At 73.1% G+C, this 12,095-nt stretch carries 9 protein-coding genes; 4 read left to right on the top strand and 5 right to left on the bottom strand.

Annotation, left to right across the window (positions count from 1 at the left end; translation table 11 throughout):
• Positions 1-37: 37 nt before the first annotated feature.
• The 3 genes from P696_RS44345 to P696_RS0109675 all read right to left on the bottom strand — a co-directional run bounded on the left by P696_RS44345 (position 38) and on the right by P696_RS0109675 (position 3,724).
• Positions 38-1,210, bottom strand: coding sequence for a sensor histidine kinase (locus tag P696_RS44345; protein ID WP_211245680.1), 1,173 nt, complete (start codon positions 1,208-1,210; stop codon positions 38-40).
• A gap of 22 nt (positions 1,211-1,232) precedes the next feature.
• Positions 1,233-1,913 carry a response regulator transcription factor gene (locus tag P696_RS44340; protein ID WP_051467213.1) on the bottom strand — a complete coding sequence of 227 codons (681 nt, stop codon included), beginning with the start codon at positions 1,911-1,913 and terminating at the stop codon, positions 1,233-1,235.
• 329 nt (positions 1,914-2,242) lie between these two features.
• Complete coding sequence (locus P696_RS0109675) at positions 2,243-3,724, bottom strand: glutamate-cysteine ligase family protein (RefSeq protein WP_026412197.1); 1,482 nt, start codon at positions 3,722-3,724, stop codon at positions 2,243-2,245.
• 283 nt (positions 3,725-4,007) lie between these two features.
• Between P696_RS0109675 and P696_RS0109670 the strand changes: the two genes are divergently transcribed.
• A complete protein-coding gene (locus P696_RS0109670) occupies positions 4,008-5,378 on the top strand; it encodes a sensor histidine kinase (RefSeq protein WP_026412196.1) in 1,371 nt (456 codons plus the stop codon).
• A 214-nt stretch (positions 5,379-5,592) separates the two neighbouring features.
• Here P696_RS0109670 and P696_RS0109665 read toward each other — a convergent pair whose 3' ends face one another.
• The gene (locus P696_RS0109665) at positions 5,593-6,141 is read right to left on the bottom strand and encodes a YceI family protein (protein WP_026412195.1); all 549 of its coding nucleotides are present in this window, start codon (positions 6,139-6,141) and stop codon (positions 5,593-5,595) included.
• Positions 6,142-6,395: 254 nt separating this feature from the next.
• Here P696_RS0109665 and P696_RS0109660 point away from each other — a divergent pair, with 254 nt between their 5' ends.
• The 3 genes from P696_RS0109660 (at position 6,396) to P696_RS52210 (ending at position 11,477) form a co-directional block, all read left to right on the top strand.
• Positions 6,396-7,016, top strand: a complete 621-nt coding sequence (locus tag P696_RS0109660; protein ID WP_026412194.1) for a TetR/AcrR family transcriptional regulator — start codon at positions 6,396-6,398, stop codon at positions 7,014-7,016.
• A gap of 161 nt (positions 7,017-7,177) precedes the next feature.
• Positions 7,178-9,313: a WD40 repeat domain-containing serine/threonine protein kinase gene (locus tag P696_RS52215; RefSeq protein ID WP_084337149.1), complete on the top strand. Its 2,136-nt coding sequence runs from the start codon at positions 7,178-7,180 to the stop codon at positions 9,311-9,313.
• Positions 9,314-9,344: 31 nt separating this feature from the next.
• A complete protein-coding gene (locus P696_RS52210) occupies positions 9,345-11,477 on the top strand; it encodes a WD40 repeat domain-containing serine/threonine protein kinase (protein ID WP_051467209.1) in 2,133 nt (710 codons plus the stop codon).
• On the opposite strand, the gene P696_RS0109645 is transcribed toward P696_RS52210, so the two are convergent.
• Positions 11,478-12,020 carry a dihydrofolate reductase family protein gene (locus P696_RS0109645; protein WP_026412193.1) on the bottom strand — a complete coding sequence of 181 codons (543 nt, stop codon included), beginning with the start codon at positions 12,018-12,020 and terminating at the stop codon, positions 11,478-11,480. It abuts the gene before it with no gap.
• Positions 12,021-12,095 lie beyond the last annotated feature (75 nt).

Raw genomic sequence — 12,095 nt, 5'->3', positions numbered from 1 at the left:
CGGGATTGTCAGCTTTCGCCGCTGACCGGCGAGGTCGTCAGCTTCCGCCGCTGACGCGCGGGTCCGGGGCGCGGGCGGGGAGGGTCACGCGGATGCGGCAGCCCTCGGGGGTGTCGACCACACCGATGCGCCCGCCGTGCATGTCGACGACCCAGCGCGCGATGGCGAGGCCGAGACCGGTGCCGCCGTCCGGGGTGGCCGCGCCGGACGCGCCGCGTGAGAACCGCTCGAAGACCCGCTCGCGCTGCCCCATCGGAATGCCGGGACCCTCGTCCGAGACCTCCAGGACGAGCGCGCCCGTCCCCACACTCGTCCTCGCGCCCGTCCCCGTGCCCGTCCTCGCGCCCGTCCCCATGCCCGTCCTCGCGCCCGTCCCCGCGTCCGTTCCGTCCTCCGTCCCTCCGGCCTGCCGCGCCGTGATCGTGACCACCCCGCCGGACGGCCCGTGCCGGACGGCGTTGTCCAGCAGGTTCGCGAGCACCTGGTGGAGCCGGTCGCGGTCGGCGACGCAGCTCAGTCCGGGCGCGATGTCGGCCTTGACCGGGGTGTCGGGGAACGCGGAGGTCACCTCGTCCACGAACCCGGCGACGTCGAGTTCGCACAGGTCGAGCGGGACGGCCCCGGCGTCCACCTTGGACAGGTCGAGCAGCTGCCCGACGAGCCGTCCGAGCCGTTCGGTCTGCTCCAGCGCCGATTCGAGCACCTCGGGGCTCGCCGGGGTGACGCCGTCCGCGACGTTCTCCAGGACGGCGTGCAGCGCGCTGATCGGTGTGCGCAGCTCGTGCGACACGTTCGCGACGAACTCCTGCCGCTGCCGGTCGACGGCGGCGAGGTCGGCGGCCATCCGGTTGAACGCGCGGGCGAGCTCGCCCACCTCGTCCCGCGACGTGGACCGGACCCGGCGCGAGTAGTCGCCGCGCGCCATCCCCCGCGCCGCGGCGGTCATCTCGCGCAGCGGCGCGGTCATGCCGTGCGCGATGAGCTGGGTGATGACCAGCGCGATGAGCAGCCCGACCGGGCCCGACTGGCGCGCCCGGAACCCCAGCGGGTACCCCCACAGGACGATCGCGATCGTGATGCAGGCCGTCACCACGACCAGCACGCCCAGCTTGACCTTGATCGACCGCAGCGGGTCCAGCGGCCGGGGCAGCCGCTCCCACGCGCGCTCCGCCGACTCCTGCTTGCGCCGCATCCGCTCCCACACGCTCACCGCGCGCTCCTCCCGGCCGGTCTCACGGCTGGGCCTCCAGGCTGTAGCCGACGCCGTGGACGGTGCGGATCAGGTCGGGGCCGAGCTTCCGCCGCAACGCCTTGACGTGGCCGTCGACGACGCGGGTGCCGGACGCGTCGGCCCAGTCCCAGACGTCCTCGAGCAGGACGGCGCGGGTGAGGACGGCCCCGGGGCTGCGGGCGAGGCAGGCGAGCAGGTCGAACTCGGTCGGGGTGAGGTGCACCTCCGCGCCGTCCCGGCGGACGCGGCGCGAGCGTTCGTCGATCTCCAGAGGCCCGAGCCGGGTGACGGGCTCGGGCGCGGACGACGTGAGCGTCGCGGCGCGTTCGACGCGGCGGAGCAGGGCGCGGATGCGCGCGACCAGCTCGCGCATGCTGAACGGCTTGGTGAGGTAGTCGTCCGCGCCGACGCCGAGCCCGACGAGCTTGTCGGTCTCGTCGTCGCGCGCGGTGAGCATCAGCACGGGGACGGGACGGCCCGCCTGGACGCGGCGGCAGACCTCCAGCCCGTCGAAGCCGGGGAGCATGACGTCCAGCACGATGAGATCGGGCGCGGTCTCGCGCGCCCGCGCGACGGCGGACGGTCCGTCCCCGGCCGTCTCCACCGCGAAGCCCTCGGCGGACAGCCGGTCGGCGACCGCCTTGGCGATGGTTGGTTCGTCCTCGACGACCAGGATGCGCATGCCCCGACCCTAGGAGCGCGGTGCGCGCGCCCCCGGGGCGGGTTGTGCCGATCCTGTGCCGATCCCGTGCCCCCCCCCGCCGCTCGGGGGGCCTGTGCCGATCCGGACCCCGCGTCCTCGGGGGGCCTGCGTCGACCACAGGACCCGCGTCGTCGAGTGGCCCGCGTGGACCGCGGGTCCCGCGTCGGCGAGGGGCGCGTCGACCACGAGTCCCGCGTCGTTGAGGGCCCCGCGTCGACACACAGGTCCCGCGTCCTCGGAGGACGCGTCGACCGTACGGGTCCCGCGTCGTCGGGGGACCCGTGTCGGTCAGGTGGGCGGTGCCGCGGTCACGGGCCGATCGGCCAGGTGTGCACGGGTTCGTTGGTGTTCATGTGGCCGACGTACGAGCGGACCATCTCGCGCAGGGCGTCGGGACGGCGCGGCCCGACGCGGTCCTCGATGGCCTCGACGGTCGCGATCTGCCAGTCCGCTCCGGTGCGTCCGGCGAGGCAGCGGCCCTCGATGATGCCGAGGAGCCGGTCCCGGCGGGACGGTTCGACGCCCCAGCGGTCCAGGCCCTCGTGGGCGAGCGGGAGCAGGCGGCGCAGCACCAGCTCGGCCGCGGGGACCTCGCCGAGGCCGGGCCAGTACAGGCGCGCGTCGATGCCGTCCCGGGCCGCGCGGAGCAGGTTCTCGCGCGCGGTCGCGAACGACATCCGGGACCAGACCGGGCGTTCCTCCTCGGCGAGGACGCGCAGCAGTCCGTAGTAGAACGCGCCGTTGGCGACGGTGTCGGCGACGGTCGGGCCGGCGGGCAGCACGCGGTTCTCCACGCGCAGGTGGGGACGGCCGTCCACGACGGCGTAGATCGGCCGGTTCCAGCGGTAGATGGTGCCGTTGTGCAGGGCGAGTTCGGGCAGCTCGGGGATGCCGCCGCCGTCGAGCACGGCCTCGGGGTCCTCCTCCTCGCAGATCGGGAGCAGCGCGGGGAAGAACCGGGTGTTCTCCTCGAACAGGTCGAAGACCGAGGTGATCCAGCGTTCGCCGAACCACACCCGCGGCCGGACGCCCTGCGCCTTCAGCTCGTCCGGGCGGGTGTCGGTGGACTGCTCGAACAGGGGGATCCGGGTCTCCCGCCAGAGCCGGTGGCCGAACAGGAACGGCGCGTTCGCCGCGAGCGCGACCTGCGGCCCGGCGATGGCCTGCGCGGCGTTCCAGTGCGCGCCGAACCGGTCGGGGCTGACCTGGATGTGGAACTGGACGCTGGTGCAGGCGGCCTCCGCGGTGATGGTGCCGGTGTGCATGCGCAGCGGCTCCGGGCCGTCGATGGCGATCCGGATCTCCTCGCCGCGCGCCGCGAAGATCTCGTCGTTGAGCAGCTTGTACCGGTTGTTGGCCGACAGCGTCTCCTCGCCGATGTCGGCGCGGCGCAACGTCGGCAGGATGCCGATCGTCACCAGCTCCGCGCCGACCTCGCCCGCGCACGCGTCGGCATGGCTCAGATGGTCGCGGACCTCCTGCTCCAGCTCGTGGGTGTTGTCCCCCCCGAGCTCCCGTGGCGGGATGTTGATCTCCAGGTTGAACTGGCCGAGCTCGGTGTCCCACGCCGGATCGGCGATGGCCTTGAGCACGTCGGCGTTGCGCATCAGCGGATCGCCGGCGGCGTCGATCAGGTTGAGCTCGATCTCCAGTCCGATGTGCGGACGCTCGAAGTCGAACTGCGACTCGCCCAGCATGCGGGCGAGCACGTCGAGGTCGCGCCGCACCTTCTCCCGGTACCTGCGCCGGTCCATACCGCTGATGGTCGCGGCGGAAACGTCTCGTCCCATGTCCTCGCCTTCTGCCGCGGATATGGTCTTCTGAGGCGAAATGTCCAGATCCGGCCGGGCAAAACCCGGACCCGGGTTACGGGCGCGCCGATAATCACGCTCCGCACGGTCACCGCGCGCCGACGTGCTGTGTTGAGGATGGGGCGCGCGACACCCGCGCGCTTCGCCGGGACGCCGGCGACGCCTGCGCGGCGGGACGGCGGGGGACGGGGACGGGACGGCGGGGTACGGCATGGCGCGTCGTGCGCCATGCCACGCTGTGGGAAAGGTGAGGGGGAACACCATGCGGTTGCGGCCTCGGTCGATCAGGACGCGGGACACCCTGGTCGCCGCGGTGCTGGCGGCCGTGGTCTTCGGCGCCGTCGCGATCGGGGCGGACTTCGGGATCCGGGGCACGACGCGCGCCGCGCTCGTCCAGGACACCGCGCAGTCCGCCCGCCGGACGAGCGCCGCGATCCGCGACGGCTCGCTCGCCTCGCCCATCCCGGACGACACCGGCGGACGCGTCCTGATCCAGGTCGTCGGTCCCGGCGGCAACGTGCTCGACGCCACACCGGCCGCCTCGCGGTACGCCCGGCTCTCCGGCTACCGGCCGCCGCGCGACGAACGCGTCCGCGACTTCATGCAGTGCGACGGCCACGGCCCCGCCCGGCACTGCCAGGTCGTCGAGGCGATCCGCGTCACCACCGCGCCGGACTCGGTCGTCGTGTACGCCACGACGCCGATGCCGCCGCTGCTGGTGAACGGCGCGCTGGAGGCGCTCTTCGCCGTCGCCGTCCTCGCCCTGTCGGCGCTGGTGGCCTGGGTGACCTGGCGGGTCGTCGGCCGGACGCTGCGTCCGGTCGCGCAGATCCGGGCGCAGCTCGCCGAGATCAGCGGCAGCGACCTGTCCCGTCGGGTGCCGCAGCCGCCCGGCGAGGACGAGATCGCCGAGCTCGCCGCGACCGCCAACCGGACCCTGGACCGGCTGGAGAGCGCCGTGGACCGGCAGCGCCAGTTCGCCTCGGACGCCTCGCACGAGCTGCGCACGCCCATCGCGGGCCTGCGCGCCAACCTCGAGGACGCCGCGATGCACCCCGAGGACACCGACCTCAAGGCCGTGGTCGAGTCGGCGCTGCGCGACACCGACCGGCTTGAGCACATCGTCACCGACCTGCTGCTCCTCGCGCGGATCGGCACGGGCGACGCGGCCCGCGAGGCCGTCGACCTGGGCGACCTGGCCCGCCGCGAGATCGCCCGCCGCGAGGGCGTCCCCCGTCCCGCGGGCGCGCCCCGACTGGTCGCCGACCTCGCCCCGGACGTGCGGGTCCGCGGCGTCCGCATGCAGTTCGTCCGGCTGCTCGGCAACCTGCTGGACAACGCCGAGCGCTACGCGGACGGCTCGGTCGCCGTCGCGGTCAGCTCGTCCGGCGGGTTCGCGGTGCTGACCGTCCAGGACGACGGCGCCGGGATCCCGGAGGCCGACCGCGAGCGCGTCTTCGAACGCTTCACCCGCCTGGACAGCGCCCGCAGCCGCCATGCGGGCGGAACCGGCCTGGGCCTCGCGATCGCCCGCGAGATCGCCCGGTCCCACGGCGGCACCCTGGCCATCGAGGACTCCGTCCGAGGCGCCCGCCTCGTCCTCAACCTCCCCCTGACCCCCGAGAACACCTGAAGGCCCGAAGGCGAACCTTCGGGCCTTTCAGAGGACCAGCACAAGCGCAACCCGAGCTGCCGAACGACGAGCGCAACCCGCGGCGAGTGCGTTACCAACCGCGCGGGACGAGGCCGAAGGCGAGTCCCGTGCGGTTGATCGCGAAGCGATGCCGCACTCGCACGAGCTTCCGGGCCGCGCCCGAGCCGCTAGGCGAGGGCGTGGAGCCGGAGGCTCAAGACTGCACAGCCTGGATCTCCAGGGTGATGTCGACCTTGTCGCCGAGGAGGGCCTTGTCGCCGCCGAGCGGGACGTTGAACTCGATGCCCCAGTCCTTGCGGTTGATCGTGGTGGTGGCGGAGAACCCGGCGCGGGTGCCGCCCCACGGGTCCTGGCCGATGCCGTGGAAGTCGACGTCCAGGGTGACCGACTTGGCGATGCCCTTGATCGTCAGGGTGCCGTCGACCTTGTAGTCGCCGCCCTCGGCGCGGACGCCGGTGGTCGCGAAGGTCATGGTCGGGTGGTTCTCGACGTCCAGCACGTCGGCGGTGCGGACGTGGGCGTCGCGGTCGGCGTTGCGGGTGTCGATCGAGGCGAGCTTGATCTCGGCCGTGGCGGTCGAGGCGGCGACGTCGTCGGCGATCGTGACGGCGCCGGAGAAGTCGGTGAACGAGCCGCGGACCTTGGTCATCAGGTGCCGGATCGCGAAGGTGACCTCGGAGTGCGCCGGGTCGATGTTCCAGGTGCCGGCGGTCAGGCCCAGCTCGGTGGCGGCGAGGGTCATGGCGTTCTCCTACGGGGTATTCTTGAAACTTCAACGAACTGACTCTCCGGAGATTAGTTGAGACTTCAAGCAGTGTCAAGTCCGGCGGCGCCCGATCACCGGACCGCCGGTCCCTGATCTCCGTGTCCGGTCTCGTGGACGGTCGTACCCGGCCTCCGTCACGGCTGTTTCCGACCTCCGTAACGACCTCGCCTGATCTCGGAAACCGGCATACATACCGGACTACCTGTATGTTTCTTCGATAGGCTGCGGCCATGCCGTCACCCGCCCGCACCCGCCGCACGCAGGAGGAACGCACCGCCGCCACCCGCGCGGCGCTGCTCGACGCCACCGTCGCCTGCCTGGTCGAGCACGGCTACCACGGCACCACCACGACCCGCGTCGTCCAGCGCGCCGGGGTCTCGCGCGGGGCGCAGGTGCACCACTTCCCGACCAAGAACGATCTCGTCCTGGCGGCCGTCGAGCACCTGGCCCGCAAGCGCGCCGACCGCTTCCTCGCCGAGGACCTCGAACGCCTCCGCGCCTCGTCCGACCCCCTCGGCGACGCCCTGGACCTGCTCTGGCGCGCCTGCCAGGGCCCGCTCTTCGAGGCGTCCATGGAACTGTGGGTCGCCGCCCGCACCGATTCCGACCTGCGCGAACACGTCGCCGAGTTCGAACGGCTGATCACCGCGGGCATCCTCGACATCAGCCGCGCCGTCTTCGGCGACCAGGTGGACGACCCGGACGTCCAGGGCAACCTCTACGTCGCCCTCGAGACCCTCCGCGGCCTCTGCCTCCTGAACTTCGTCCACCCGACGACCCCGGAGCGCCAGGAGGCCCGCTGGCTCCGCTCCAAGTCACGCCTCCGCCGCATGGTCGCCCTGGACCACTGAGCGCCCGCCGCCCGCCCCCGTACCGCTGAACCCCCCGCCGCCCCGGCCCCTGGACGGCTGAGCGCCCGCCGCCCAGGACCGTTGAACGCCCGCCGCCGCCCTGGACCGCTGAGCACAAGCCGACGGGGCCGGGGCGCGGGGCGTGGCGCTATCTTCACTCCATGCGCGGTGATCACGGAGAGGTGCTGGCGGGCCGCTACCGGATCCTCGGGCTGATCGGCCGTGGCGGCATGGGGACGGTCTGGCGCGCCCACGACGCCGAGCTCGACCGCGAGGTGGCCGTCAAGGAGCTGCGCCTGCCCGAGGGCGTCGATGACGAGGGCCGCCGCGAGTGGTACGCCCGCACGGCCCGGGAGGCGCGCGCCGCCGCCCGCCTGCACCATCCCGGCATCGTCACCGTGCACGACCGCGTGCTCGACCCGGACGGGCGGCCGTGGATCATCATGGAGCTCGTCCGCGGCCGGTCCCTCGCCGACCTGGTGCGCGCCGAGGGGCCGCTTCCGGCACGCCGGGTGGCCGCGATCGGCGGGCAGATGCTGGACGCGCTGTCCGCCGCGCACGCGCACGGCATCGTGCACCGGGACGTCAAACCGGCGAACGTCCTGCTGTCCGGCGACCGTGCCGTCCTCACCGACTTCGGGATCGCCGCGCTGGCCGGTGACGTCGACGTCACGCGGACCGGGGCGATGCTCGGCACGCCCGGCTACATGGCACCGGAGCAGATCCGCGGCGAACCGGCGACGCCCGCCTCCGACCTGTGGTCGCTCGGCGCGACGCTGTACGCCGTGGTGGAGGGCAGGCCGCCGTTCGGCGGGGCCACGCCCGGCGCGATCTACGTGTCGGTGGTCACGGAGGAGCCGCCCGCGCCGGTGCTGGCCGGGCCGCTGACGTCCGTCATCGCCGGGCTGCTCGCCAAGGACCCCTCCACGCGCAGCGCCCCGGCGTCCGTGGCCGCCGCCCTGAGCGTCATCGCCGACGGCGGCGAGCCCGCGTCCTCACCAGCATCCGGCCCGTCCTCGCGAGCGCCTGACCAGCCCGCGCCAGCATCCGGCCCGTCCGCGCCAGCGCCCGGCCCGTCCTCATCAGCGCTCGGCTCGTCCTCGCGAGCGCCTGGCCCGCCTGCGCCAGCGCCCGGCCAGCCCGCGCCGGAGTTCCCGACCGTCCGCCCCACCACCCCTTACAGCCCCACCCCGGACGCCTTCGCGTCGCCGGGCGAGCCGTCCGGACGACTCCGCCGCCGTGCGCCGCTCCTGCGTGGGGCCGCCGCCGCGGGCGCGGTGGCGCTCGTGGCGGGCGGCATCACCGTCGCGCTGACCCTGCGCGGCTCCGGCGACACGCCGGCACCTGGGCGACAGCCGACCAAGGCGGCGACGACGGCCACGGCGAAGGACCTGATCCTCGCCTCGCAGGGCGTCCTCGACCTGACCTACCTTCCGGACAGCCGTGAGCTGATCTCGGTGAGCATCAGCGCGCCGAGCCGCCTGTGGGACGTCACCACCGGCCGCGTCCTCGCCAACCTGGACGACATCGTGCACGGTTCGGGCGAGTTCGCCGCAGCCTCCCCCGACGGACGCACCGTCGCCATGGACAAGGACGGCTCAGTCAGCCTCTGGGACGCGCGCACCCAGCGAGTCACCCGCACGTTCCCCCTCCCCGGCGGCGACAAGTCGGGCATCCCGTCCACGGCCTCGTTCAGCCCCGAAGGCGACACCCTCGCCATCGGGACGTATTCCAGCGACAAGGGCCCGCACAAGATCGTGCTGTGGAACGTCGCCCAGAACTACGTCGAGGGGACGTTCGACAACGGCGGCACGACCGGCGTCTCGCACGTCGTCTACAGCCCGGACGGCACCCAGCTCGCCACGGCCGACCTCACCCGCGTCAGGCTGTGGGACCTGACCGCCGGAAGCAGCGGACGCCTTCTCGGCACCGTCGGCGACGAGGACGGCGTGGTAGCGGACATCAAGTTCAGCCCGGACGGAACCCAGCTGGCCGTCAACACCACCAGCTCGGGCATCCGCCTGTGGAACGTCAAGACCCGGACGCTGACCAGCGCCGTCAACGGCGGCGGCGAGGACGACTCCAACCAGATGGCGTTCAGCCCCGACGGCACGCTCCTGGCCGGACGCGACGCCGGAGACCACAACGTCGTCGACCTGTGGGACACCAAGACCGGCAACCTCGTCCGCAGGCTGAAGGGCCACACCAAGGAGGTGCGCGCGGTGGCGTACGCCCCGGACGGCTCGTCCGTGGCGGCGGCCAGCACCGACGGAACCGTCCGCGTCTGGCGCGTGTGACGCCCGTCGCCCGGTTCGCTATGTTCACCCCATGCGCGGCGAATCCGGAGAGGTGCTGGCGGGCCGCTACCGGATCCTCGGGCTGATCGGCCGCGGCGGCATGGGCAGCGTGTGGCGCGCCTACGACACCGAGCTCGACCGCGAGGTGGCCGTCAAGGAACTGCGGCTGTCGGACTCCGTCGACGACGCCGAACGGCGGCACTGGTACGCCCGCGCCGAGCGTGAGGCGCGGGCCGCCGCCCGGCTGCGCCACCCCGGCATCGTGGCGCTCCACGACCGCGTGACCGGCGACGACGGCCGTCCGTGGCTGGTGATGGAGCTGGTCGCGGGACGGTCGCTGGACGCCGTGATCCGCGACGACGGTCCGCTGCCGCCCGCGCGGGTCGCCGCGATCGGCGCGCAGATGCTCGACGCGCTGTCCGCCGCGCACGCTCAGGGCATCGTGCACCGGGACGTCAAACCGGCGAACGTGCTGCTCGACGGCGACCGCGCGATCCTCACCGACTTCGGCATCGCCGCGCTGGACGGCGACGCCACGCTGACGAAGTCCGGCGTCCTGCTGGGCACGCCCGCGTACATGGCCCCGGAACAGGTCCGCGGCCATTCGGCCACCGCCGCCTCGGACCTGTGGTCCCTGGGCGCGACCCTGTACGCCGCCGTGGAGGGCCGTCCCCCGTTCGAGGGCCCCACGCACGGCGCCATCTTCGTCGCCATAGCCACCGAACCCCCACCCCACCCCGCAAACGCCGGACCACTCACCGAGGCGATCACCTCCCTCCTCCACAAGGCACCGGAAGCCCGTCCCACCGCCGAATCCGTCCGCCCCCTCTTCGCACCACCCCCACCACCCGCGCCGAGCACGCCTGCGTCGTCCGCGCCGAGCGCGCCCCCACCGCCCGCGCCGAGCACGCCTACGTCGTCCGTACCGAGCGCGCCTGCGTCGTCCGCGCCCTCACCCTCCGCGCCGAGCGCGCTCGCGCCGAGCGTGTCCGTGTCCCCCGCCGGGACGAACTCAGACGCCGTCCACCTGAACACTCCGCGCGCGTCAGCAGCGCCGACCTCGCCCGCTTCCCCGCCTCCGGGCCCTCACCGCGAGACGCTGATCGACCCTCGTGAGCCCCGGGATCGGCGCGGACGGATCGTGGGCATCGCGGCCGGGGCCGCGCTGGTTCTGGCGGTGGGCGGCGCGTTCGCTGTCCACGGACTCACTTCGGGCGGATCGCCGTCGCACGCGTCGTCGTCCCCGACCCCCACGGCCCTGCCGTCCGACGGCGTCCTCAACACCGACTCCGACGCCGTCTGGGGCGTGGCGTTCAGCCCGGACGGGAAGACCCTGGCCAGCGCCGACGGCGACGACGCCCTCCGCCTCTGGGACACCCGCACCGGGGCGCAGACCGCGACCCTCAAGCCGAAGAGCGGCAACCCCGACAAGTCCCGTCACGTGGTGGTGTTCAGCCCCGACGGCAGGACGCTGGCCACCGAGAACTCCGACAGACACGAGATCGAGCTCTGGGACCTCGCCACCCGCAGCGTCACCGCCACCTTCCCCGATCCGGACGGCGCGTCCGCCACGTCTGCCGTGTTCAGCCCGGACGGCAGCACCCTCGCCGTCGGCGTCTTCACGTTCGGCAACGGCGCGGCGATCGTCTCCCACGTGCGCGTCTGGGACGTCACGACCCGCCGGCTCCTCTTCAGCACCCCCGACGCGGGCGATTTCGTGGAACCGGCCTTCAGCCCCGACGGCCGGACGCTCGCGTACGGCGGACGCTCCGGCATCCGCCTCTGGGACGTCGCCCGGCGGCAACCGACCGGCAGCATCGGAACCCACGGCAGTATCAAGAGCCTCGCCTTCAGTCCCGACGGCAACGCCATCGCCACGACCAGCGCCAAGAACCGCGCCAGCATCTGGGACCTGCCCGCCGGCAGACTCCACCGGGACCTCCCCGGGGGCGTCGCCGGCAAGGTCGCCTACAGCAGCGACGGCCGCTACCTGGCCACCTCCGCCGAGCAAGGCGACTCGACGGTCCAGCTCTGGGACCCGAGCACAGGCAAGGCCGTCCGCACCTTCGGCACCGGCACCGGCGTCTCCGTCGCGATCAGCCCTGACACCAAACTGCTCGCCGGCGGCAACACCCGAGGCGAAATCCACCTCTGGCGCCTCTGATCAGGGGCGCGCCGCGAAGACGTGGGCGACGGCCCCGCCACTGAAGGCGGTGGTGCTGATCGGCGTGATGTCGAGGCGCGCGGGGAAGATCCGCTCGCCCGAGCCCAGGACAACGGGGTGGACGATAAGGCGGTACTCGTCGATCAGGCCGGTCGCGACCAGTGACCGAGCGAATCGTGCCCCGCCGTGCGCGAGCAGGTACCCATCCGGGCCGTCCTTCTTGAGCCGCGTGATGGCCTCGGCCAGGTCTCCGGCGACGATCGTCGTCTCGTCCCAGTCGGCGGACGTGAGCGAGCCGGAGAACACGACCTTGGGGATCTCGTTCATCGGCTTGGCGAACGGCCCGGAGTCACCAGGCCAGTAAGAGGCCATCACCGCATAGGTGGCAGCGCCCATAAGGTGCGCCCCCGCGTTGCTCACGGTCTCGACACTCCACCTCAGAGCGTCATCCGAGCCTCCCGCAGCAATCCAGTCGCCACTCCCGTCAGCCGGTGCGACAAACCCGTCGAGCGAGACCGACATCTTGAGAACCAGAGAAGCCATAAGCCGCTTCCTTCCAGACAGGTGACCCGAGCCGCTCAGGCTCGTGGCAGATCAGACCACCACCCCCGCGAAATC

Source organism: Actinomadura oligospora ATCC 43269 (assembly GCF_000518265.1).
Classification (GTDB): domain Bacteria; phylum Actinomycetota; class Actinomycetes; order Streptosporangiales; family Streptosporangiaceae; genus Spirillospora; species Spirillospora oligospora.
This window is presented reverse-complemented; position numbering and strand designations above follow the sequence as displayed.

Bases quoted from the DNA above. Each gene is read 5' to 3' on its own strand.
- P696_RS44340 (WP_051467213.1), bottom strand. From the start codon at position 1,913: ATGCGCATCCTGGTCGTCGAGGACGAACCAACCATCGCCAAGGCGGTC.
- P696_RS0109675 (WP_026412197.1), bottom strand. From the start codon at position 3,724: ATGGGACGAGACGTTTCCGCCGCGACCATCAGCGGTATGGACCGGCGC.
- P696_RS0109670 (WP_026412196.1), top strand. From the start codon at position 4,008: ATGCGGTTGCGGCCTCGGTCGATCAGGACGCGGGACACCCTGGTCGCC.
- P696_RS0109665 (WP_026412195.1), bottom strand. From the start codon at position 6,141: ATGACCCTCGCCGCCACCGAGCTGGGCCTGACCGCCGGCACCTGGAAC.
- P696_RS0109660 (WP_026412194.1), top strand. From the start codon at position 6,396: ATGCCGTCACCCGCCCGCACCCGCCGCACGCAGGAGGAACGCACCGCC.
- P696_RS52215 (WP_084337149.1), top strand. From the start codon at position 7,178: ATGCGCGGTGATCACGGAGAGGTGCTGGCGGGCCGCTACCGGATCCTC.
- P696_RS52210 (WP_051467209.1), top strand. From the start codon at position 9,345: ATGCGCGGCGAATCCGGAGAGGTGCTGGCGGGCCGCTACCGGATCCTC.
- P696_RS0109645 (WP_026412193.1), bottom strand. From the start codon at position 12,020: ATGGCTTCTCTGGTTCTCAAGATGTCGGTCTCGCTCGACGGGTTTGTC.